We start from the raw sequence: 23,823 nt of genomic DNA, 5'->3' as shown, positions 1-23,823 counted from the left end.
GGCCGCCCGGTACCGTGGTGTCTGACGGGAAGGCAAGCATGTTGCGGTTTTTTTCGAGATTGCATATCGGCGCGCGCATCGGCGTGCGCCTGTCGGGGGCGTTCCTGCTGGTGGCGTTGCTGGGCGGCATCATTGGCGCGTTCGGGGTGTGGGGGCTGGCCCGTATCAACGACATGAATGATCAGATCGCCCAGATCGAATTCCGCGGACTGTCCGACATCAAGGAGGCCAACATCAGCCTGATCGCCGCGGGCCGCGCCCGCAAGAGCTACCTGGCGGCCACGACCCAGGAAGAACGCCAGGCGCTGCTCGCCGAATTCGATCGCGATGTCCAAAACCTGGAACGTCTGCGGGCAAAGGCCGCGCAGTCCTTCATCCGCGACAACGGCAAGCGGCTGCTGGCGCAGTTCACCGAAGCCGAGGAAGTCTGGAAACGCGAGGCCATCGAATTCTTCAACGCCGCGCAGGCCCAGCCGCTGGCGCAGGTCGATCCCGGCATTGCCAACATCACCAAGCGCGCGGCGGCGTCGTCGGGCAAGGCCGAAAGCCTGATGAGCGAGTTGGCGCAGGCCAAGGAAGAGGCCGCCGACCGCGCCGTGCAGGAAGTGACCGATCTGTACCGCAGCACCCGTCTCATCATGATCCTGCTGTCGCTGGCCGGCGTGGCCCTCGGCCTGCTGCTCGGCTGGCTGGTGACGCGCGGTATCACGCGGCCCCTGGGGCTGGCGGTGGACGCCGCGCGTCGCGTCGCCAACGGTGACCTCAGCAGCAACATCCAGGTCACTTCGCGCGACGAGACCGGCGACCTGATGGCCGCGCTCAAGGCCATGAACGAGAGCCTGTCGCGCATCGTGCGCGACGTGCGCGACGGCTGCGAAAGCATCGCCTCGGCCTCGTCGCAGATCGCGCAGGGCAACGCCGACCTGTCGCAGCGCACCGAGGAACAGGCCGCGTCGCTGGAACAGACCGCGGCTTCCATGGAACAACTCACCAGCACCGTGCAGCAGAACGCCAGCAATGCCGGCGAAGCCGAGAAGCTGGTCACCCAGGCCTCCGCGGTGGCGATCCGTGGCGGCGAGGTGGTCGACGTGGTGGTGCAGACCATGAGCGCCATCTCCGAAAGCTCGCGCCGCATCGCCGATATCACCAGCGTGATCGACGGCATCGCTTTCCAGACCAACATCCTGGCGCTGAACGCCGCGGTCGAGGCCGCGCGCGCCGGCGAGCAGGGCCGCGGTTTCGCCGTGGTGGCGGGCGAAGTGCGCACCCTGGCACAGCGTTCCGCCGTGGCCGCCAAGGAAATCAAGGCCCTGATCGACGAATCCGTCCATCGCGTCGAAGGCGGCACGCGCCAGGCCGACGAAGCCGGCAGCACCATGCGCGAAGTGGTCGACAGCGTGCGCCAGGCGGCGATCCTGGTGCACGAAATCGCCAGCGCCTCGGCCGAGCAATCGACGGGCATCGGCCAGGTCAACCAGGCCGTGGCGCAGATGGACACCGTGACCCAGCAGAATGCCGCGCTGGTGGAGCAGGCGGCCGCCGCGGCCGGCAGCATGCAGGATCAGGCGGGCCGGCTGTCGCAACAGGTGCGCCGCTTCAAGATCGATGCCGGCGTGGTGACGATGGGCGCGGAGCCGCAGGCCCGCCTGATCCAGGCCGGCCGCGCCACGCCGCATCCGGCGCCGGTGGCGCCGCGCCAAGAACCGGTGGTGGCGCGCCCGGCGCTCAAGCACAGCCCGGACGAGGACGACTGGTCGTCGTTCTGAAGCGCGGATGCCGCGGTTTGTGGGCTGGCCGTCAGGCGGCGATGGTAAGGTGTAGCCACTTCCGGTTCAGCCTTGTCCTGCCGCCTGGCTTCGCTCATGTCCCTGCCCACACCTTTGCGCCGCGTCGCCACCAGCTCGCGCCATCTCCTGCGCCGCAAGCTGCGCCAAACCAACCGTCTGTCGCGCAAGAGCCTGCCGATGGCCCTGTTGCTTGGCGGCGCGGCATTGGTGGCGCTGGTGTCGCTGGGCTTCGCCTATCTGGCCGACATGGCGTTGGAGTGGAATCGCGAATGGGTCGGCCGTGCTGGCTGGCTGGCCTTGCTGGTGCTGCCTTGCGCGCTGGCCGCCTTGCGCTGGGCCACGCTGCGGTTCGCGCCCAATGCCGCGGGCAGCGGCATTCCGCAGGTCATCGGCGCCTTGTCGCTGCCGCCCGGGCCAAGCCAGCGCAGCCTGGTGTCGCTGGCGCAGGTGCTGTGGAAGATCCCGCTGGCTTTCTGCGGCATGCTGGCCGGCGCCTCGATCGGACGCGAAGGGCCGTCGGTGCAGGTCGGCGCAGCCGTGATGCTGGCCTGGGGCGACTTCTGGAAACGCCGCGGCCTGCAGCTGCGCGGCTTCCATGCCAACGAATTGCTGGCGGCAGGCGCGGCCGGGGGACTGGCCGCGGCGTTCAATGCGCCGCTGGCCGGCGTCATCTTCGCCATCGAGGAATTGGGGCGCGGCACCGTGCTGCGCTGGCAGCGGCTGGTGCTGATCGGCGTGCTGGCCGCCGGCTTCCTGGTGGTCGCCGTGCAAGGCAACAACCCCTATTTCGGCACCTTTGCCGGCGCGCCGCTGGCCCACGGCATGCTGTGGTGGGTACTGATCTGCGCCGCGCTCAACGGCGCGCTGGGCGGCATCTTCGCGCGCCTGCTGGGCAAGGGGCCGGCGGCGATGGCGCCCGCGTCGTGGCGCGCCTGGATCCGCGCGCACCCCATCTGGACCGCCTTCGCCATGGGCCTGGCCCTGGCGCTGATCGGGCTGGCCACGGCCGGCAGCGTCTACGGCACCGGCTACGGCGCGGCGGCCGACCTGCTGTCGGGCGAAACCCAGCACGCGCTGCCCGCCGGCTTCGGCCTGGCCAAGCTGGCCGCCACCGTGGCGTCGTATTGGGCCGGCATTCCGGGCGGCATCTTCACCCCCGCGCTCACCACCGGCGCGGGCATTGGCCATCACATCTGGGAGCTGGCCGGCGAGGGCGTGGACCAGCGCGTGCTGGTGCTGGTGTCGATGGCCGCATTCCTGGCCGCCGCCACCCAGGCGCCGCTCACGGCAAGCGTGGTGGTCATGGAGATGACCGGCAGCCAGCCGATGCTGTTCTGGCTGCTGGTCGGCTCGCTGCTGGCCTCGGGCGTGTCGCGCCAGTTCTGCCCGCAGCCGTTCTATCACCTGGCCGCCGGGCGCTTTCGGCGCCAGGCCATCGTCGAGGCGGGCCGCGCGGCGCGCACGGGCACGTCGGCCGTACGGTGAGTGAACAGCTGCTGGACACCGTCCGTGCAGCGGACATCCGGGGAATGCACCAACTTGGCGCGAAAACCACTGCGTTAAGATCGACCGCATTCCATTTTTCCACTTCAATCCGAGCATCCCATGACCGTGCATGCCTTTATCTGTGACGCGATCCGCACCCCCTTCGGCCGCTATGGCGGCGCGCTGGCTTCCGTGCGCCCCGACGACCTCGCGGCCGTCGCCATCAAGGCGCTGGTGGCGCGCAACCCTGGCGTGCGCTGGGAAGAGCTCGACGATGCCATCATGGGCTGCGCCAACCAGGCCGGCGAAGACAACCGCAACGTCGCCCGCATGGCCACGCTGCTGGCCGGCCTGCCGGTCGAAGTGCCTGGCGCCACCGTCAACCGCCTGTGCGGTTCGGGCCTGGACGCCATCGGCAGCGCCGCGCGTGCCATCCGCGCCGGCGAAGCCGGCCTGATGCTGGCCGGCGGCGTCGAAAGCATGAGCCGCGCGCCGTTCGTCATGGGCAAGGCCGACAGCGCCTTCTCGCGCAACGCCGCCATCTACGACACCACCATCGGCTGGCGCTTCATCAACAAGCTGATGAAGGCCCAGTACGGCGTCGATTCCATGCCGGAAACCGCCGAGAACGTCGCCGACGATTTCAAGATCAACCGCGAAGACCAGGACCTGTTCGCGCTGGCCAGCCAGCAGAAGACGGCCCGCGCCCAGCAGGAAGGCTTCTTCGACGCCGAAATCGTGCCGGTCTCGATCGCCCAGAAGAAGGGCGATCCGATCATCGTCGCCAAGGATGAACACCCGCGCGAGACCAGCATCGAGGCGCTGGCCAAGCTCAAGGGCGTGGTGCGCGAGGGCGGCACGGTCACGGCCGGCAACGCCTCGGGTGTCAACGACGGCGCCGCCGCGCTGCTGCTGGCCGACGAAAAGGGCGCTGCCCGCCACGGCCTGACCCCGCGCGCCCGCGTCGTCGGCATGGCCACCGCCGGCGTCGCGCCGCGCATCATGGGCATCGGTCCGGCGCCCGCCACCCGCAAGGTGCTGGCCCAGACCGGCCTGACGCTGGACCAGATGGACGTGATCGAACTGAACGAGGCGTTCGCCGCCCAGGGCCTGGCCGTGCTGCGCCAGCTGGGCATCGCCGACAACGATCCGCGCGTCAATCCCAATGGTGGCGCCATCGCCCTGGGCCATCCGCTGGGCGCCAGCGGCGCGCGCCTGGCCGCCACCGCGATCAACCAGTTGCATCGCACCGGCGGCCGCTATGCGCTTTGCACCATGTGCATCGGCGTGGGCCAGGGCATCGCCCTGATCATCGAACGCGTCTGATTTTGCGGCGGCCCCCGCCCGGGCCGCGTCCGCCGGCGCAAGCTGTCCGGCGCGCCGGGCGGATATGCAAAAAGGGAGCCCGCGGGCTCCCTTTTTGCATGTCTCGCGGCGGCCGTCTCAGGGCAGGCCGTCGATTTTGCGGCCAGACTTGATGCCGTGCGCCTCGTACCAGCCCTGCGCCATTTCCAGCGCGTAGCGCACCGGTTTCTTGGAACAATGGGCGTCGTCGGTCTGCGGGGCCATGTCTTCGATGTTGACGATCGTGCCGTCGTCGGCGATAAAAGCGATCGACAGGGGCAGCAGGGTATTGCGCATCCAGAAGCACTGCACGTCGGGCTGTTCGAACACGAACAGCATGCCGTCGTTGCCGGGCAGTTCCTTGCGGAACATGAGGCCATCGCGGCGGGTGGCTTCCGTGTTGGCGACTTCTGCGCGGATAATATGGATACCGGCCGCCAGTTGCGTGGTGGGCAGCGGCGCCTGCGGACCCGACGGGACCTGGGCGCCGGCCGCCAGCGGCAGGGCCAGCGCGGCGGCGCTCAGCAGTGCCGTTGCCGTCCTGCGCGATGCCGCTTTAATGAACGCCGTCTTGAACAACGTACGACCGACATGAAACAAAGCAGCATTCTTCAGCATAACCCGACGCAGTAATAAGAAAATAACAAGGCGGGGCCCGAAAGCCCCGCCTGATAATGGCGCAACCTTACCGTTGCGCTGTAAAGGGTAACTCAGGCAGCGGTGATATTGAGCGCCTGTTTGCCTTTGGGCCCCTGGATTATCTCGAAAGCCACTTTCTGGCCTTCTTTCAGGGTTTTAAAACCATTCATCTGGATGGACGAGAAGTGGGCGAACAGATCTTCACCGCCGTCGTCGGGCGTAATGAAGCCGAACCCCTTTGCATCGTTGAACCATTTGACGGTACCCGTCGATTTGGGATTGTCCCCTTGGACGGCGGTTGCGGTCGTATCAGACATGCGGACTGCCTCATTGAATCGTATGTTGACAGAAGGGCATCGCGGCCTAGACCCCTGTCCCCCCTCCGGCTTCCTGGCAGATTTTCGATGAGTTGAAAACCCCAGAATGCGTGGATAATGCGCCGCTTTTCTTTGCGGAGTCAAGTATGGAAACTACGCATTTCTACGTGTAATTTTGCGTAAGTTACATGCAAGCCGTCCCCTGATTAAATAGAATAGCCGCCCTATGAGTTCTACCTTGGATACCCAGCACGATTTGGCCGTCGAAAAGGCACCGGCCCGCGCCGCGCCGCCCCCGATGTATCAGGTCCTGTTGCTCAATGACGACTACACCCCGATGGAGTTCGTCGTGAAGGTGCTGCAGAAGTTCTTCAATAAGAATCATGAAGAGGCCACGCGCATCATGTTGCAGGTGCATCACGAAGGCCGCGGCGTTTGCGGCGTCTATCCGCGCGACCTCGCCGCCACCCGGATCGCCCAGGTGGCGCAGTATGCGCGGGCCCGCCAGCATCCCTTGCAGTGCGTGATGGAACCGGTCTGAACTCGCAGGAACAGCGCCGCCACGACAGGCGGCGTTCTGCTGTACAGGGTTGCAAAAAAGCAGGAACCGCGCACCGAGAAGCGCGCGGCATTATCAGGTCGGCAGCTCCGCCGCAAAGGAGCATTGCATTCGAGTAGGCGGGGAGGTTTGCCGTGAGTGGAAAGAACAGCAAGACCTGGCTGGCGGTAGCTGGCGCGATCGTGGTGGCCGGCGCCATCGGGGTGGGATGGTGGATGGGCAAGGGCGACCAACCGTCCGCGCCCGCAACGCCGCAGACGGCTACGCCGGCGGCGACCACGGCCACGCCCGCCGCGACGGGCGGCGCCGCCCAGCCCGAGGCCCTGCCGGCCACGGCCACGGTCGGCACCGCCGACGCCTTCGCGGTGCTCAATTGCCAGCCGCGCCAGTACAACGATTCGCTGGCGCTGGCGGTCACCTTCACGCAGCCGGTCGAGGCCAAGGCCGACCTGAGCAAGTTCCTGCAGGTCACCGACACGGGCGCCGCTTCGGGCAAGCCCGACCAGGACACCGAGCGCAGCGCCAACGGCCAGCAGCCGAGCTCCGTCCAGCCGGGCGACGCCGCGCCCAAGGGCAAGATCGTCCAGGGCAACTGGGTGGTCGGCTCCAATCCGCGCATGGTCTATTTCCCCTACGTCCAGCCGCAACGCTCGTATTCGGTTTCGGTGCGCGCGGGCCTGCCGGGTCAGGGCGACAAGGTCGCGCTGGCCACCGGCTCGCACTGCGACGTGGTGACCGACGCCATGCCGCCTTCGTTCTATTTCGCCAGCCGCGGCGTGGTGCTGCCGGCCGGCCAGAACGGCGGCCTGCCGGTGGCAACCGTCAACATGCCCGAAGTCGACGTGCAATTCCTGCGCGTCGCGCCCGAGCGCGTGCCGGAACTGTTCGAGTCGGTGCTGGGCATCGGCCGCAGCACGGCCTCGTCGGATGAAGAGGAATCCGGCGGCTACGACGAAGATGATTGGCGCTATGCCGGCAACCGCAGCCTGAAGGGCTCGGTCAGCAACTGGGACCTGGACCGCCTGAATACGCTGACCACCAGCGTCTACCAGGGCCGCTTCCTGACGGACGACAAGCCGAACCGCCGCCACGTCACCTTCCTGCCGGTCGAAGGCATCAAGGAATTGCAGGAACCCGGCATCTACGTCGCGGTGATGAGCCAGCCCGGCCGTTTCCGCTATGAATACCAGGTCACCTATTTTTATGTCAGCGACATCGGCCTGCACGCGCGCCGCTACAGCGATCGCATCGAGGCCTACTCGGTGTCGCTCAAGAGCGGCCAGGCGATCTCCGGCGCGCTGTTCGAACTGGTGGACGGCGCCGGCAAGGTGCTGGCCAAGGCCCAGGCCGACGGCCAGGGCCACGTGCGCTTTGACGGCAGCTTCACCAACGCCCGCGTCATCCGCGCCTCGCGCGACAAGGAAATGACCGTGCTGGCGCTGGCCGAACCGGCGCTGGACCTGTCCGAATTCGATACCGGCGGGCATATCTCCCGCCCCAACAACCTGTTCGTCTACGCCGGCCGCAACCTCTATCGCCCCGGTGAAACCTTCCACGTGTCGGTGCTGCCGCGCGACCTCGACGGCCGCGTGATGCCGCCGTCGCCGCTGACAGCAACCCTCAAGCGCCCCGACGGCCGCGTGGTCTCGACCAATCTGTGGCAGCCCGCCAAGGACCTGCAGGGCTACGTCGAACGCGCCATCGATCTGCCGCCGGACGCCCAGACCGGCGCCTGGATGCTGGAATTGCGCGTCGATCCCGCTTCGCGCGCGCCGGATGCCTCCTGGAAGTTCCAGGTCGAGGAATTCCTGCCCGAACGCATGAAGATGGCGCTGACCTCCGACCAGGACGTGTTGTCGCCGGACGACACCCTGACCGTCGACGTGCAGGGCGACTATCTGTATGGCGCGCCGGCCGCCGGCAACCGCCTGCTGTCCAGCTTCCAGGTCAAGCGCGACCGCTACGCGTTGCCGCAGCAATGGCCCGGCTTCATTTTCGGCGACGTGGACGATGATTCGCGCCGCCATTTCGAGGAACTGCCGGAAGCGGCGCTGGATTCGACCGGCGCCGCGCAACTGGAGGTCGAACCGCGCACCGAAGGCACCCATTCGCCGATGAAGGTGCGGGTCTCGGCCAGCCTGCTGGAATCGGGCGGCCGCCCGGTGGTGCGCTCGATCGAGCGCAGCGTCTGGCCCGCCGACAAGCTGATCGCCGTGCGTCCGCAGTTCGACAGCGATGTCGCGCGCGAAGGCGCCCCGGCCGCCTTCGAAGTGCTGCGCGTGGACGCGCAGGGCAAGATCGCGCCGCTGGCGCAGGCCCAGATGCGCCTGTACCGCGAGGAACGCCAGTACTACTGGCGCTTCGACGACCAGCGCGGCTGGAACAGCGGCTACACCGAAACCGAGGAACTGCTGGACTCGCGCGAGATCGCGCTGAAGGACCGCAGCCAGTTCACGGTGCCGGTCAAGTGGGGCCGCTACCGCCTGGAAATCGCCGATCCCGAGACCGGCGAAACCCTGCGCTACCGCTTCTACGCGGGCTGGGACGCCCAGGACGCCGACGCCATGGGCAACCGCCCCGATCGCGTCCAGATGAAGCTGGAAGGCGTGCCCGCCAAGCCGGGCGACAGCGTCAAGCTGACCCTGACGCCGCCGCACGACGGCCAGGCCCTGATCACCGTCGAAGGCGACCGCATGCTGTGGTCGACCTGGGTGGCCGTGAAGGCGACCGGCACGCAAGTGGAAATCCCGATCGACAAGAGCTGGAAGCGCCATGACCTGTACGTGGCCGCGGCGGTGTTCCGCCCCGGCAGCGAAGGCGACCGCGTGACGCCGGCGCGCGCGCTGGGCCTGACGTTCCTGCCGATCGCCAGCGCCGACCGCAAGCTCGACGTCAAGCTGAGCGCCGCCGCCAAGACCGAACCCGAGACCAAGACCACGGTCCGCGTGAAGGTCGATGGCGCGCAGGGCAAGCAGGCCATGGTGACGCTGTCGGCGGTCGACGTCGGCATCCTCAACATCAACCAGTACCGCACGCCCGATCCGCTGGACTTCTTCTTCGGCAAGCACCGCTACGCGCCCGAACTGCTGGACATGTACGGCAAGCTGATCGAGAAGATGGACGGCACCAAGGGCAAGCTGAAGTGGGGCGGCGATGCCGCCATGCGCGGCGACAGCAAGAGCCTGCCCAAGAAGGTCAAGCTGGTCGATCTGTTCTCGGGTCCGGTCAAGCTCAACGACAAGGGCGAGGCCGACATCCCGCTGGACCTGCCCGACTTCAACGGCACGCTGCGCCTGATGGCCGTCGCGTTCACCGCCGACAACTACGGCAGCACCGACACCGAAATGGTGGTGGCGGCGCCGATCGTGGCCGAGCTGAACACGCCGCGCTTCATCACCCCGGGCGACCAGGCCGCCATCGCGCTGGACGTGACCAATCTGAGCGGCTCCGACCAGAAGGTGACGGTCAAGCTGGAGGCGCTGGATCCGGTCGGCATCGTCGACGGCACCCGCACCGTGACGCTCAAGGACAAGCAACGCACCACGCTGCGCTTCACCGCCAGCACCACCGGCTCGTATGGCCTGGGCCTGATGCGCCTGACGGTGGACGGGCAGGGCGGCGCCAAGCCGATCCACATCGTGCGCGAATCGGTGCTGCAGGTGCAGCCGGCCTACGCGGCCGAGCGCCAGGTGCGCCGTCTGCGCCTGAACCCCGGCGAATCGAACACGCCGCAGGCGTCGTGGGTGGCGTCCTACTATCCGGACTCCACCACGGTCAGCATGACGGTCTCGAACCGTCCGCCGATCAACGTCAACCGCGTGGTCGAAGGCCTGCTCAACTATCCCTATGGTTGCACCGAGCAGACCATCAGCGCGACCCTGCCGTGGGTGCTGATCGACGAAGAAGCGGCCAAGCAGTTCGGCCTCAAGCCGCGCACCCAGGCCGAGCGCGAAGCCAAGGTGGCTGGCGCCATCGGCCGCCTGTCCGGCATGCGCAACGCCGTCGGCTCCTACAACCTGTGGAGCAGCTCGTCGGCGCGCGACGTGTGGCTGACGGCCTACGCCGTGGGCTTCCTGCAGGATGCGCGCGACAAGGGCTTCACCATCCCCGAGGCCTCGCTGGACCGTTCGCGCCAGTGGCTGCTGGAGCAGGTGCAGCAGAGCAGCGGTTCGTTCGGCACCTGGTCGGCCAACCTGAAGCGCGACTTCGAGTCGGGCCGCCTGGACAGCAGCGGGCTGAGCGTGCTGCGCGAAGACCATCGCCGCTTCGCCGGCCTGGCCACGGCCGCCCTGGCGCTGGCGCGTGACAAGAAGGCGCCGCTGTCGACGGTGCGCCAGCTGTTCGACAACTACCAGGACCGCGCGCGTTCGCCGCTGCCCCTGATCCAGCTGGCCGCCGCGTTCAAGCTGATGGGCGACGAAGGGCGCATGAAGAGCGCGCTCGACCTGGCCATGACGCGCGAATACGGCATCACCCGCCGCGCCAACAGCTACTACGACGACTGGCTCGGCGACTACGGCAGCGCCGTGCGCGACTACGCGCTGGCGTACGCGCTGGCCAACCAGTACGAGCTGCGCCACGACCGCGTCGAGAACCTGATGACGCAGCTGGCCGCGCGCATGGGCAACCGTTCGTACCTGTCGACGCAGGAACAGATGGCCCTGCTGCTGGCCGCGCGCGCCGCCGGCGGCGACAAGTCGACCCCGTGGCAGGCCGCGCTGACCGTCAACGGCGTGCGCAAGGAGCTGGAAGGCGGCAGGTCCGACCGCACCGTGTCGCTGAGCGCGGCCGAGCTGGCCGGCACGCAGTTGCTCAACACCGGCAGCCAGTCGCTCTTCATCGAGTACGACATCCAGGGCAGCCCGACCACGGTGCCCGCGCCGCGCAACGACGTGATCCAGCTCAAGCGCGGCTGGTACCGTCCCGACGGCAAGCCGTGGGATGGCGGCACGCTGCAGACCGGCGACATGCTGGTGGTGTGGGTCCAGGCCAGCGCCAATCAGAACATCCCGGATGGCCTGCTGGTGGACCGCGTGCCCGCCGGCTTCGAGGTCGAGAACCTGAACCTGTCGCAAAGCCCCGAGATGCAGGACTGGAGCATCGGCGGGCGCCGCGTGGCCGACGCAATGGCCGACCCCAACATCAAGCACCGCGAATTCCGCGATGATCGTTATGTTGCGGCGGTTTCGCTGGGGCGCGGCAAGGTGGACGTGTTCTACCTGGTGCGGGTCGTGACGCCGGGCCGCTACGCGGTGCCGTCGACCGTGGCCGAAGACATGTACCGGCCCGAGATCCGTGGCGTAGGCGAGCAATGGAGCACGGTCGAGATCCGCGATCGCAGCGCCAAGCAGCGTCCTTGAACACCGCCGCCACCCCGCCGGCGGGCGCCTCGCGCGCCCGCCGCTGGCGGCGGCGCGGACTCTTCGCGGCCAGCGTGTTGTCAGCGCTGGCCGCGTTGTTATTCGTGCTCGACCGCCTCTATCCCTTGCCGGCCATCGACTCCGGCGGCGCGGCCGTGGTGGTCGCCGCCGACGGCACGCCGCTGCGCAACTATCCCAGCCGCGACGGCATCTGGCGCTACCCGGTCAAGCCTGACCAGGTGTCGCCGCACTATCTCGATACGCTGCTGACCTACGAGGACCGCTGGTTCTACTGGCACCCCGGCGTCAACCCGGTGTCGCTGGCGCGCGCCGGCTGGCAATGGGCCACCAACCGCCGCATCGTTTCGGGCGGTTCGACCCTGACGATGCAGGTGGCGCGCCTGATCGACCCGCAACTGGCCGGCAAGCCGTCGCGCTCGATGAGCGCCAAGCTGCGCCAGGCCTGGCGCGCGGTGCAGCTGGAAATGCACTACAGCAAGGACGAGATCCTGTCGCTGTACCTGACCCACGCGCCCATGGGCGGCATCGTCGAGGGCGTGGAAATGGGGTCGCGCCTGTGGCTGGGCAAGCCGGCGCGCGACCTCAGTCCGGCCGAGGCCGCCATGCTGACCGCCTTGCCGCAGGCGCCGTCGCGGCTGCGGCCGGACCGCCATCCCCAGGCCGCGCAGGCGGCGCGCGACAAGGTCCTGGACCGCATGGTGGAGCTGGGCCGCTGGACGCCGGCCGAGGTCGCCGACGCCAAGATCGAGCAGGTAGTGGCGCCGCCGCTGCGGGCCCGCTGGCTGGCGCCGCTGGCGGCGCAGCGCCTGTTGCAGGAGGCCGGCCGGCCGCAGGCGGGTTCGCGCCGTCCCGGCAGCCGTCCGCCGCTGCTGACCTCGACGCTGGATGCGGACATGCAGGCCGCGGTCGAGCGCATGTTGTTGGATCGGGTCGACAACCTCCCGCCCAAGGTTTCGATGGCGGTGCTGGTGATGGACAACGACACGCTGGAGGTCAAGGCCTACGCCGGTTCCGCCGATTTTTCCGATGATTCCCGCTACGCCCACGTGGATATGGTGCGCGGCGTGCGTTCGCCCGGCTCGACCCTCAAGCCATTCCTGTACGCGCAGGCGCTGGACGACGGCCTGATCCACTCGGAAAGCCTGCTGATCGACGCGCCGTTGTCGTTCGGCGGCTACGCGCCGGGCAATTTCCAGGCGTCCTTTTCGGGGCCGGTCAGTGTGGCGCAGGCGCTGCAGCGCTCGCTCAACGTGCCGGCCGTGGACCTGCTGGACCGCGTCGGGCCGACCCGTTTCGCCTCGGTTATGCTGACGGGCGGGGTCTGGTTACGTTTGCCGGCCGGGGCCGAACCGAATCTGAGCTTGATTTTGGGCGGGGGCGGCACCACATTGGAAGAACTGGTGGGCGCTTATCGGGCCCTGGCCCGTGGCGGCATTTCCGGGAGAGCGCGCCTGCGGCCGGAGCAGCCCCGGGTCGAGTCCCGTATGATGAGTGCTGGCGCGGCCTGGATCGTGCGTGACATCCTGGAAGGCGGCGGCCACCCGGACCGGCCCTTTTATCAGTCGGGCAGCCCGGCGCGGCAACTGGCCTGGAAAACCGGGACGAGTTTCGGATTCCGGGATGCCTGGGCGGTCGGTGTGACCGACAGCTGGACGATCGGCGTGTGGGTAGGCCGGCCGGACGGCACCCCCAACCCCGGATTTTTCGGGGCGAATGTGGCGGCGCCGCTACTGCAGGATATCGTCGCGGCCCTGCCGGAAGGCGCCCAGCATGTGCGCGTGCGGCCCGCCACGGTGCAGCCGGTCGTGACCTGCTGGCCGCTGGGTTACCGGCTGGGCAGCGTGCCGTCGGGCGAATGCCCCGAGCAGCGCGCGGCCTGGGCCTTGAATGACACGGTGCCGCCGTCGTTCGCCGGCTATGCCGATGCCACCCAAGGGCCGTTGCGCCTGGGGGGCGTGGCCACCGGGTCGGTATTGCGGCCGGTGCCTGGCAGCGCGCAGGTAGCGGTGGATGTGGATGTGCAGGGCGCCGAAGGCGAAGTTTGGTGGATGCTCGATGGTCGCGTGGTGGGTCATGCCGCGTCGGGTCGTCCGTTTAATCTGGTGCTGACGCGGGACGGACGGTATACGCTTACCGTCATGGACGCGCAAGGCCGTCATGACAGCGTGGTTTTTGAAATCGCTGGCGTTACGCCCTGATCGGCATAGAATATGAATCGTGTATTTGCCCGCTTCGATGCGTTACGGAGGAAGCGTGATTTCCCAAGAGCTTGAAGTCAGCCTGCATATGGCTTTTGTCGAGGCCCGTTCGGCCCGGCACGAATTTATTACCGTCGAGCACCTGTTGCTCGCGCTGCTCGATAACGCTTCCGCCGTCGAAGTGTTGCGCGCCTGCGCCGCCAACCTGGATGACCTGCGCCGCAACCTGCGTCAGTTCGTTTCGGAAAACACGCCGGTGATCCCCAGCGGCGCGGAAGTCGACACCCAGCCCACGCTGGGTTTCCAGCGCGTCATCCAGCGCGCGATCATGCACGTGTCCGCGGGCGGCACCGGCAAGAAGCCGGTCACCGGCGCGAACGTGCTCGTGGCCATTTTCGGCGAAAAGGATTCGCACGCCGTGTACTACCTGCAACAGCAGGGCGTGACGCGGCTGGACGTGGTGAATTTCCTGTCGCATGGCATTACCAAACAGCCACAGGTGGAGTCCGCCGCCGTGCAGAAAGAGCAGCAAACCAATGGTGAAGAACAGGGCGAATCGCGCCAGTCGCCGCTGGACCAGTATGCGACCGACCTGAACGCCGCGGCGTTGGCCGGGCGCATCGATCCGCTGATCGGGCGCGAGCACGAAGTCGAACGCGTGATCCAGGTGTTGTGCCGCCGCCGCAAGAACAACCCGCTGCTGGTCGGCGAGGCCGGCGTGGGCAAGACCGCGATCGCCGAGGGCCTGGCCTGGCGCATCACGCGCGGCGAGGTCCCCGAGATCCTGCAGGCGGCCCAAGTGTTCGCGCTGGACATGGGCGCGCTGCTGGCGGGCACCAAGTACCGCGGCGATTTCGAGCAACGCCTGAAGGGCGTGCTCAAGCAGATCCGCGGCAATCCCGACGCCATCCTGTTCATCGACGAAATCCACACGCTGGTCGGCGCCGGCTCGGCGTCGGGCGGCACGCTGGACGCGTCCAACCTGCTCAAGCCGGCCCTGTCCTCGGGTCAGCTCAAGTGCATCGGCGCCACCACGTATACGGAATACCGCGGGGTCTTCGAGAAAGACCACGCGCTGTCGCGCCGCTTCCAGAAGATCGACGTGGCCGAGCCCAGCGTCGAGCAGACCGTGCAGATCCTGCGCGGCCTGAAGAGCCGCTTCGAGGAACACCACAACGTGCGCTACTCGGCCGCGGCGCTGTCCGCCGCCGCCGAGCTGTCGGCGCGTTTCATCAACGACCGCCACCTGCCGGACAAGGCCATCGACGTGATCGACGAGGCCGGCGCCGCGCAGCGCCTGTTGCCGCGTTCGCGCCAGAAGAAGGTGATCGGCAAGGTCGACATCGAGAACATCGTTTCCAAGATCGCGCGTATTCCGCCGCAGTCCGTCTCCAACGACGACCGCAGCAAGCTCGCCACGCTCGACCGCGACCTCAAGACCGTGGTGTTCGGCCAGGACAACGCCATCGAGGCGCTGTCGGCCGCCATCAAGATGGCGCGCTCGGGCCTGGGCAAGCCGGAAAAGCCGATCGGCGCCTTCCTGTTCTCCGGCCCCACCGGCGTGGGCAAGACCGAAGTCGCGCGCCAGCTGGCCTTCACGCTGGGCGTGGAGCTGCTGCGCTTCGACATGTCCGAGTACATGGAACGCCATGCGGTGTCGCGCCTGATCGGCGCGCCGCCGGGATACGTCGGCTTCGACCAGGGCGGTCTCTTGACCGAGGCCATCACCAAGCAGCCGCATTGCGTGCTGCTGCTCGATGAAATCGAAAAGGCCCATCCGGACGTCTTCAACATCCTGCTGCAGGTCATGGACCATGGCACGCTGACGGACAACAACGGCCGCAAGGCGGACTTCCGCAACGTCATCCTCATCATGACGACCAACGCGGGCGCCGAGACCTTGAACCGTCCGTCCATCGGTTTTGCCAATTCGCGCGTGGTGGGCGACGAAATGGCGGAAATCCGCCGCATGTTCACGCCCGAGTTCCGCAACCGGCTGGATGCGATCATCCCGTTCGCGCCGCTGGATCGCGAGATCATCCTGCGCGTGGTCGACAAGTTCCTGATGCAGCTCGAAGACCAACTGCACGAGCGCCGCGTCGAAGCCGTGTTCACCACGGCCCTGCGCGAGCACCTGGCCAAGGAAGGCTTCGACCCGCTGATGGGTGCGCGGCCGATGCAGCGCCTGATCCAGGACACCATCCGGCGCGCGTTGGCCGACGAGCTGCTGTTCGGCAAGCTCGTCGATGGCGGCACCGTCACCGTGGACCTGGACGAGGCCGGCAAGGTCACGCTGGACTTCGACGACCACGGCAAGCCGCCGTCGGCCGCGCCCGACAAGCAGGAAGTCGAGCTCGTCGAATAGGCCCATGAGTAGCGCGGAGAGCCAGCCGCTGATCGAGTGCGAGCACTGCGCAAGCATCTATCGCCGACATCAGCTCGAACCTGGCGAGACCGCCAATTGCGCCCGCTGCGGTGCCACCCTGTGGCGCTACAGCGGGCTTACTTTGTCCAATTGGCTGGCGCTTGCCATCGCCGCGCTGATCATCTTCGGCGTGGCCAATGCCTATCCGGTCGCCTCAATGTCGGTGCAGGGCATGGTGCAGCAGGCCTCGCTGCTTGATGCCATCGACATCACCTGGCGCCAGGGGCATTACACCGTGGCCATCATGACCGGGCTGGCGGGCTTCGTGCTGCCGCTGGTGCAGCTGGCGGTGTTGCTGTGGGTGCTGGGCCCGCTGTCGCGCGGCGTCGAGCCGGCGGCGTTCCGGGGCGCGATGCGATTGCTGGGCCTGTTGCGGCCATGGTGCATGGTGCCGGTGTTCCTGCTCGGCGTGCTGGTGGCGGTGGTCAAGCTGGCCGGCATGGCGGCCGTTTCGCCCGGCGTCGGCCTGTTCGCCTTCGGCGTGCTCACTATCTTCCTGACCATGCTGGGCCGCCTGACGCCGCACGTGCTGTGGCGCTACGCCGAAAGCGACGGGGTGGTGCCGGTGCATGTGCCCGAGGCCGGCCCCGACGTGGTGCTGACAGGCTGTCATGTCTGTGGCCAGGTGCAGGCCGTGCCGCGCGACGCCGATCCCGAGGAAGAACACCACTGCGTGCGTTGCCACGCCGTGGTCCATTACCGCAAGCCCGATCACCTGAATCGCACCTGGGCCCTGTTGCTGGCGGCCGTGGTGTTCTATATTCCCGCCAACGTGCTGCCGGTGATGAAAGTCAGTTCGGTGCTGGGCGACAGCGCCCACACCATCCTGGGCGGCGTGGTGGAACTGTGGGACATGGGCTCCTGGGACATCGCGCTGATCGTCTTCATCGCCAGCGTGGCGGTGCCGCTGACCAAGTTGCTGGCGCTGATCCTGTTATTGTTGACCGAGCAGTGGCGCAGCACCACCAACCTGCGCCCGCGCACGCGGCTGTACCAGATGGTCGAATTCATCGGCCAATGGTCGATGCTGGACGTGTTCGTCGTGATCCTGCTGGCGGCCCTGGCCGATTTCCAGGGCCTGATGGAAATCAGTGCCGGCGCGGGCGCCGCGGCCTTCGGCGTGGTGGTCATCCTGACCATGCTGTCGGCCATGAGCTTCGACCTGCGCCGCAGTTGGGATCTGGAAGCGGTGAGTGAGTTGGACGCCACGGAGCCGGCAGCGGGCCGGCGCCCGGCGTCCGCTGGCGTGGAAGCGGGCTGAGTCCGGCGCGGCGCTGTCTGCCGCCTGGCGTTGTTCAAGAAGAAAAGGAAAAACCGATGTCCGACCAAGCACCTGGATCTGGTGAAGGGAAGTACGCGTCACCCACGATCTCGCGCAAGCGCAAGAGCCGGATTTCATGGATCTGGCTGGTGCCCGTCGTCGCGGCGCTGATGGGCCTGTCGCTGGTGGTGCGCACCTGGATGCAGGCCGGCCCCGACCTGTCGATCGAATTCAATACGGCCGAGGGGCTGGAAGTCGGCAAGACCCAGCTGCGCTACAAGGACGTGAACGTCGGTACCGTCAGGTCCATCGGTTTCAACGCCGATCGCAGCAAGGTTGTGGTGCAGGCCGAGCTGTCCAAGGATGTGGCCGATCTGGCGCGCGAGGGCACCAACTTCTGGGTGGTGCGCCCGCGCCTGGACGTCAGCGGCGTGTCGGGCCTGGGCACCTTGTTGTCCGGCGCCTACATCGGCGTCGATGCGGTCGAGGGCAAGGACTCGTCCAAGAAGGCGACCAAGCTGCATTTCGTCGGCCTGGAAACCCCGCCCGCCGTGACGCATGACCGCGCCGGCAAGCGCTTCAAGCTCAAGGCGGCGGACCTGGGGTCGCTGGACATCGGTTCGCCGGTGTATTTCCGTCGCATCAACGTGGGCCGCGTGATCGGCTACGAACTCGACAAGACCGGCAACGCCGTCAATGTCGAGGTATTCGTCGACGCGCCCAACGACAAGTTCGTGACCAATGGCACCCGTTTCTGGAATGCCAGCGGCGTGGACTTCAGCGTCAACGCCGAAGGCCTGAAGGTGCGTACCCAGTCGCTGGTGTCGATGGCGGTGGGCGGCGTGGCGTTCGAGCCGGTCTACAGCGCGCGCGATGCCAACACCCCGGCGGCGGCCGATACGCACTTCGAGCTGTATGCCACCGAGGCGGCGGCCAAGGCCAACCCGGACGGCGAAGCCTTCCCGATACGCATGCGCTTTGATCAGTCGATCCGCGGCCTGGCGGTGGGCGCGGCGATCGACTTCTCGGGCATCACGCTGGGCAACGTCACCCAGATCAACATGGATTTCGATCCCGTCAGCAAGCGTTTCTTCGCGCTGGTGGACGCCACGCTGTATCCGGAACGCCTGGGCCGGGTCTACGACGAGGTGCGCGAGCACGCCATCAAGGACGGCGACGAGGCCGGCGGACGCCTGCTGGGCATCATGATCAAGCATGGCCTGCGCGCCCAGTTGCGTACCGCCAACCTGCTGACCGGCCAGCTGTACGTGGTGCTGGACGAGTTCCCCAACGTCAAGCCGGTGGAATTCAAGATGACCACGCCGGCCATGATCCCGACCGTGCCGGGCCAGCTCGACCAATTGCAGCAGCAGGTCAGCAACATCGTCGCCAAGATCGACAAGATTCCGTTCGACAAGATCGGCGAGGACCTGCGCACCACGCTGGCCAGCACCTCCAAGCTGATGAACCGCCTGGACAAGCAGGTCGCGCCCGAGGCCCAGGGCGTGCTCAAGCAGGCGCGCGACTCCATGGCCAACCTCAATGCGCTCCTGGCCTCGGATGCCTCGCTGCCGGTCAACGCCGAGAAGGCCATGCAGGAATTGAGCCGCGCCGCCCGTTCGCTGCGGGCGCTGGCCGACTTCCTGCAATCGAATCCCGAATCGCTGCTGCGCGGCCGCGGCCAGGACCCGATCCCCGGCGCCGGCCCCGTCAGGAACTGAACCCATGACCCGACTCCGTTTCCGCCCCCTCCCGACTTCCCGTTCCGGCGCGTTTGGCCGCGGCCTGGCGTTGCTGGCCCTGCCGCTGCTGCTGGCCGCCTGCGCCTCATCGCCGCCCGTGCATTACTACACGCTGCAAGGGCCGGCGCCGAAGCCCCCGGCCGTGCCCCGCGCGGCCGCGCCGTTCCTGCTGGAAGTGCAGGGTGTCAACGTCGCGTCGCAGGCGGATCAGCCGCAATTGATGGTGCGCACGGGCGACGGCAGCGTGGCGGCGATGTATTCCGAGCGCTGGAGTTCGCCCTTGGGTGACGAGATTCGCGGCGCGCTGTCCGACGCGCTCAAGCACGACCTGGGCGCGCTGGACGTGCAGGTGGTCAAGCCCGGCCCGGCCGCGCCGGTGTGGCGGGTCCAGACCGACGTGCAGCGGTTTGACCTGGTGTCGGGCAGCATGGCGCAACTGGACGCAACCTGGCGGGTGCGGCCGGTAAACCTCAAGGGCCAGGGTCTGCTGTGCCGCAGCGTCGTCACCGAAACCGTGACGCAGGCCGGCATACCGGCGCTGGTCTCCGCGCAGCAGCGCGCGGTGGCCGCGCTGGCGGGCGCCATGGCGTCCGCCATGCGCGGGCAGACGCCGGATAGCGGCGGCGCGGTACAGATGCTGGGCTGCTCGCCGCTGCCCGATGTGGACAAGTCATAAACGGGGACGGGCAGGGCGCCAAAACCTGCCGTGATCTCAAACGGTTAACCCCTAGGGTTAACCTTAATACAAACCAGGTTGCAACCTGACTAGCATACGGTCCTACCGATGCCGGGCCCCTTTCGCGTGCCCGGTGTGACCTCTGCCATGCGACAGGAAGCAATCTCTTATGGCCAGCACCACCCTCGGCGTCAAGGTCGATGACGCGCTACGCGATCGCCTGAAGGCCGCCGCGCACAAACTCAACTGCACGCCGCACTGGCTGCACAAGCAGGCGATTCTCGCCTACCTGGACAAGATCGAGCGCGGCCACCTGCCCGCCGAGATGTCCCATCTGGGCGGGGAAGAGGGAGGCGATGACGAGGGGGGCGAACACCAGGCCGCCGCCACGCCGCCGTTCTACGAATTCGGCCAGGACGTGCAGCCGCAATCGGTGCTGCGCGCGGCCATTACCGCCGCCTACCGCCGCCCCGAGCCGGAATGCGTGCCGCTGCTGCTGGGCCAGGCGCGCATGCCGAACCTGGAAAAAGTGCATGCGATGGCCACTGACCTGGTCAAGAAGCTGCGCGGCAAGCGCACCGGCGGCGGGGTCGAAGGCCTGATCCAGGAATTCTCGCTATCCAGCCAGGAGGGCGTGGCGCTGATGTGCCTGGCCGAGGCGCTGCTGCGCATTCCCGACCGCGCCACGCGCGATGCGCTGATCCGCGACAAGGTCGCGCGCGGCGACTGGAAGTCGCACATGGGCGGCTCGCAATCATTGTTCGTCAACGCCGCCACCTGGGGCCTGATGATCACCGGCAAGCTGGTGGCCGTGAGCAGCGAGCAGTCGCTGTCCAAGGCGCTTACGCGCCTGATCGGCAAGGGCGGCGAGCCGCTGGTGCGCAAGGGCGTGAACATCGCCATGCGCATGATGGGCGAGCAGTTCGTGTCGGGCCAGACCATTTCCGAAGCGCTGGCCAACAACCGCAAGATGGAAGGCCGCGGCTTCCGCTATTCATACGACATGCTGGGCGAAGCGGCCACCACGGCCGAGGACGCCGAGCGCTATTACGCCTCGTACGAACAGGCCATCCACGCCATCGGCAAGGCCGCCGCCGGCCGCGGCATCTACGAAGGCCCCGGCATCTCCATCAAGCTGTCGGCGCTGCATCCGCGCTATTCGCGCGCCCAGCGCGAACGCGTCATGGCCGAGCTGCTGCCGCGCGTGAAGGCGCTGACCATCCTGGCGCGCAGCTACGACATCGGCCTGAACATCGATGCCGAAGAAGCCGACCGCCTGGAGATCTCGCTGGATCTGCTGGAGGCGCTGTGCTTCACGCCCGAGCTGGAAGGCTGGAACGGCATCGGCTTCGTGATCCAGGCCTACCAGAAGCGCGCGCCGTTCGTCATCGACTACGTCATCGACCTGGCGCGCCGCAGCCGCCACCGCGTGATGGTGCGCCTGGTCAAGGGGGCCTACTGGGACAGCGAGATCAAGCGCGCCCAGGTCGACGGCCTGGAGGGCTATCCGGTCTACACCCGCAAGGTCTACACCGACGTGGCCTACCTGGCCTGCGCCCGCAAGCTGCTGGGCGCGCCGGAAGCCGTGTATCCGCAGTTCGCCACCCACAACGCCTACACGCTGTCGGCGATCTACCAGCTGGCCGGCCAGAACTACTACCCGGGCCAGTATGAATTCCAATGCCTGCACGGCATGGGCGAACCGCTGTATGACGAAGTGGTCGGGCCGCTGGCCCAGGGCAAGCTGAACCGTCCGTGCCGCATCTACGCCCCGGTCGGCACGCACGAAACGCTGCTGGCCTACCTGGTGCGCCGCCTGCTGGAAAACGGCGCCAATACCTCGTTCGTCAACCTGATCGGCGACGAGAGCATTCCGGTCGAGACCCTGGTGGCCGATCCGGTCGAGGCCGCCTCGCGCATCGTGCCGCTGGGCGCGCCGCACGAGAAGATTCCGTTGCCGCGCGAGCTTTACGGCAATCCGCAACAGGGCGCGCGCGCCAACTCCGCGGGCCTGGACCTGAGCAACGAACACCGCCTGGGCTCGCTGTCGGCCGCGCTGCTGGCCAGCGCCGCCACGCCCTGGCGCGCCGCGCCCATGCTGGGCGAGGGCGACGGCGCCTGGGACGCGGCGCGCGCCATCGAGGTGCGCAACCCCGCCAACCTGCGCGACGTGGTCGGCCATGTCATCGAGGCCAATGGCGAGGAAGCCGAGGCCGCCCTGCGCGCCGCGGCCAATGCCGCGCCCATCTGGCAGTCGACCCCGGTGGCCGAGCGCGCGCAATGCCTGCGCCGCGCCGCCCAGTTGCTGGAAGAGCAGATGCAGACCCTGCTGGGCCTGATCGTGCGCGAGGCCGGCAAGTCGCTGCCCAACGCCATCGCCGAAGTGCGCGAGGCGGTGGACTTCCTGCGCTACTACGCCGACCAGGCCGACCGCGAATTCAGCAACGACACGCACCGCCCGCTGGGCACGGTGCTGTGCATCAGCCCCTGGAATTTCCCGCTGGCCATCTTCACCGGCCAGGTCGCGGCCGCGCTGGCCGCCGGCAACACCGTGCTGGCCAAGCCCGCCGAGCAGACGCCGCTGATCGCGGCGCAGGCGGTGGCGATCCTGCGCGCCGCCGGCGTGCCGGGCGGCGCGGTGCAACTGCTGCCGGGCCGCGGTGAAACCGTGGGCGCGCAACTGGTGGCCAGTCCCGGCGTGCGCGGCGTGATGTTCACCGGCTCGACCGACGTGGCGCGCATCATCGCGCGCACGCTGGCTGATCGGCTGGACGACGACGGCCACACCATTCCGCTGATCGCCGAGACCGGCGGCCAGAACGCCATGGTGGTCGACTCGTCGGCGCTGGCCGAGCAGGTGGTGTTCGACGTGCTCAGCTCCGCATTCGATTCGGCCGGCCAGCGCTGTTCGGCGCTGCGCGTGCTATGCGTGCAGGAAGACAATGCCGATCACGTCCTGACCATGCTGCGCGGCGCGATGCGCGAGCTCAGCGTGGGCAATCCGGACCGCCTGTCGGTCGACGTCGGTCCGGTCATCGATACGGAGGCGCGCAACAATATCCAGCGCCACATCGATGCGATGCGCACGGCGGGCCACCGCGTGGACCAGGTGGAACTGAATGGCGAATGCCGCCACGGCACGTTCGTGGCGCCCACCATCATCGAGATCGACCACATCAGCGAGCTGACGCGCGAGGTGTTCGGCCCGGTGCTGCACGTGGTGCGCTACGCCCGCGACGAGCTGGACGGGCTGCTGGACGCCATCAACGGCACCGGCTATGGCCTGACCTTCGGCGTGCATACCCGCATCGACGAGACCATCGCCCACGTGACCGGCCAGGTCCACGCCGGCAACGTCTACGTCAACCGCAACATCGTCGGCGCGGTGGTCGGCGTGCAGCCGTTCGGCGGCGAGTGCCTGTCGGGCACCGGCCCCAAGGCCGGCGGCCCGCTGTATATGTACCGCCTGCTGGGCACGCGGCCCGAGGGCCTGCCGCCGGCGCTGGACGCGGCGGCGCCGCTGCCGCAGCGCATCGCGCTGCCGGGTCCCACGGGCGAGACCAACACCTATATGGTGGAACCGCGCGGCGCGGTCTACTGCGTGGCGGCCACCGAGGCCGGCGCGCGCGCCCAGTGGGCCGCGGCGCGCCTGACGGGCAACCACGCCTGGTTCGCCGACACGCCGGCGGCGCAGGCGCTGCTGGCCACGCTGGATGCCGAGCAGCAGGGCCAGGCGGGTATCCTGGCCGATGCCGAGGTCGACCAGGCCGACTACCACGCGGTGCTGTTCGAGGGCGACGGCGACACGCTGCGCGCCCTGAACCAGCGCATCGCGCAGCGTCCGGGCGCGATCCTGGCGGTGCATGGGCTGACCTCGGACGCGTTGGCGGCCGGCGCCGCGTATGTGCCGGAACGCCTGCTTACCGAACGTTCCATCAGCGTCAATACGGCCGCGGCCGGCGGCAACGCCAGCCTCATGACCATCGGCTGAGCGTGACCGAGGGGTAAC

General features: G+C 67.9%; 13 protein-coding genes. 11 read left to right on the top strand and 2 right to left on the bottom strand.

Translation table 11 applies throughout. The annotated features are described in order from the left end of the window. The first annotated feature begins 38 nt into the window (after positions 1-38). The 3 genes from ACUTAG_RS02645 (at position 39) to pcaF (ending at position 4,598) form a co-directional block, all read left to right on the top strand. The gene (locus ACUTAG_RS02645; protein WP_054482143.1) at positions 39-1,766 is read left to right on the top strand and encodes a methyl-accepting chemotaxis protein; all 1,728 of its coding nucleotides are present in this window, start codon (positions 39-41) and stop codon (positions 1,764-1,766) included. 96 nt (positions 1,767-1,862) lie between these two features. Beyond that, the gene (locus ACUTAG_RS02640) at positions 1,863-3,272 is read left to right on the top strand and encodes a chloride channel protein (RefSeq protein WP_058664799.1); all 1,410 of its coding nucleotides are present in this window, start codon (positions 1,863-1,865) and stop codon (positions 3,270-3,272) included. Between the two features lie 120 nt (positions 3,273-3,392). Beyond that, entirely contained in the window at positions 3,393-4,598 is a 1,206-nt protein-coding gene (pcaF, locus tag ACUTAG_RS02635; protein WP_148318180.1) for a 3-oxoadipyl-CoA thiolase, read from the top strand. A gap of 117 nt (positions 4,599-4,715) precedes the next feature. On the opposite strand, the gene ACUTAG_RS02630 is transcribed toward pcaF, so the two are convergent. Beyond that, positions 4,716-5,234, bottom strand: a complete 519-nt coding sequence (locus ACUTAG_RS02630; RefSeq protein ID WP_006383990.1) for a DUF192 domain-containing protein — start codon at positions 5,232-5,234, stop codon at positions 4,716-4,718. Between the two features lie 92 nt (positions 5,235-5,326). Further along, entirely contained in the window at positions 5,327-5,572 is a 246-nt protein-coding gene (locus ACUTAG_RS02625; protein WP_006220277.1) for a cold-shock protein, read from the bottom strand. Positions 5,573-5,798: 226 nt separating this feature from the next. Between ACUTAG_RS02625 and clpS the strand changes: the two genes are divergently transcribed. From clpS to putA, 8 genes are all read left to right on the top strand, one after another. Then, positions 5,799-6,113 (top strand): ATP-dependent Clp protease adapter ClpS, encoded by a 315-nt coding sequence (clpS, locus tag ACUTAG_RS02620; protein ID WP_006383989.1) that lies wholly within the window; start codon positions 5,799-5,801, stop codon positions 6,111-6,113. 233 nt (positions 6,114-6,346) lie between these two features. Further along, positions 6,347-11,491, top strand: a complete 5,145-nt coding sequence (locus ACUTAG_RS02615; RefSeq protein ID WP_262352261.1) for an alpha-2-macroglobulin family protein — start codon at positions 6,347-6,349, stop codon at positions 11,489-11,491. Then, positions 11,488-13,710: a penicillin-binding protein 1C gene (gene pbpC, locus ACUTAG_RS02610; protein ID WP_102964892.1), complete on the top strand. Its 2,223-nt coding sequence runs from the start codon at positions 11,488-11,490 to the stop codon at positions 13,708-13,710. Before ACUTAG_RS02615 ends, pbpC begins: the two co-directional genes overlap by 4 nt. 55 nt (positions 13,711-13,765) lie before the next feature. Further along, entirely contained in the window at positions 13,766-16,075 is a 2,310-nt protein-coding gene (clpA, locus tag ACUTAG_RS02605; protein WP_446649972.1) for an ATP-dependent Clp protease ATP-binding subunit ClpA, read from the top strand. Positions 16,076-16,079: 4 nt separating this feature from the next. Further along, positions 16,080-17,396 carry a paraquat-inducible protein A gene (locus ACUTAG_RS02600; protein WP_148318177.1) on the top strand — a complete coding sequence of 439 codons (1,317 nt, stop codon included), beginning with the start codon at positions 16,080-16,082 and terminating at the stop codon, positions 17,394-17,396. A gap of 56 nt (positions 17,397-17,452) precedes the next feature. Continuing rightward, complete coding sequence (locus ACUTAG_RS02595) at positions 17,453-19,117, top strand: PqiB family protein (RefSeq protein WP_020928439.1); 1,665 nt, start codon at positions 17,453-17,455, stop codon at positions 19,115-19,117. A 4-nt stretch (positions 19,118-19,121) separates the two neighbouring features. Next, positions 19,122-19,814: a PqiC family protein gene (locus tag ACUTAG_RS02590; protein WP_148318175.1), complete on the top strand. Its 693-nt coding sequence runs from the start codon at positions 19,122-19,124 to the stop codon at positions 19,812-19,814. 169 nt (positions 19,815-19,983) lie between these two features. After that, positions 19,984-23,805, top strand: coding sequence for a trifunctional transcriptional regulator/proline dehydrogenase/L-glutamate gamma-semialdehyde dehydrogenase (putA, locus tag ACUTAG_RS02585; protein WP_148318173.1), 3,822 nt, complete (start codon positions 19,984-19,986; stop codon positions 23,803-23,805). Positions 23,806-23,823: the final 18 nt, after the last annotated feature.

The sequence above is a fragment of the Achromobacter sp. CSND-B12 genome (assembly GCF_052906545.1).
The sequence above is the reverse complement of the archived record's forward strand: the minus strand, read 5'-3'. Positions and strand labels throughout refer to the sequence as shown.

Coding starts and splice junctions, on each gene's coding strand:
- ACUTAG_RS02590 (WP_148318175.1), top strand. CDS start 19,122: ATGACCCGACTCCGTTTCCGCCCCCTCCCGACTTCCCGTTCCGGCGCG.
- putA (WP_148318173.1), top strand. CDS start 19,984: ATGGCCAGCACCACCCTCGGCGTCAAGGTCGATGACGCGCTACGCGAT.
- ACUTAG_RS02600 (WP_148318177.1), top strand. CDS start 16,080: ATGAGTAGCGCGGAGAGCCAGCCGCTGATCGAGTGCGAGCACTGCGCA.
- pcaF (WP_148318180.1), top strand. CDS start 3,393: ATGACCGTGCATGCCTTTATCTGTGACGCGATCCGCACCCCCTTCGGC.
- clpS (WP_006383989.1), top strand. CDS start 5,799: ATGAGTTCTACCTTGGATACCCAGCACGATTTGGCCGTCGAAAAGGCA.
- ACUTAG_RS02595 (WP_020928439.1), top strand. CDS start 17,453: ATGTCCGACCAAGCACCTGGATCTGGTGAAGGGAAGTACGCGTCACCC.
- ACUTAG_RS02615 (WP_262352261.1), top strand. CDS start 6,347: ATGGGCAAGGGCGACCAACCGTCCGCGCCCGCAACGCCGCAGACGGCT.
- ACUTAG_RS02625 (WP_006220277.1), bottom strand. CDS start 5,572: ATGTCTGATACGACCGCAACCGCCGTCCAAGGGGACAATCCCAAATCG.
- ACUTAG_RS02645 (WP_054482143.1), top strand. CDS start 39: ATGTTGCGGTTTTTTTCGAGATTGCATATCGGCGCGCGCATCGGCGTG.
- ACUTAG_RS02640 (WP_058664799.1), top strand. CDS start 1,863: ATGTCCCTGCCCACACCTTTGCGCCGCGTCGCCACCAGCTCGCGCCAT.
- ACUTAG_RS02630 (WP_006383990.1), bottom strand. CDS start 5,234: ATGCTGAAGAATGCTGCTTTGTTTCATGTCGGTCGTACGTTGTTCAAG.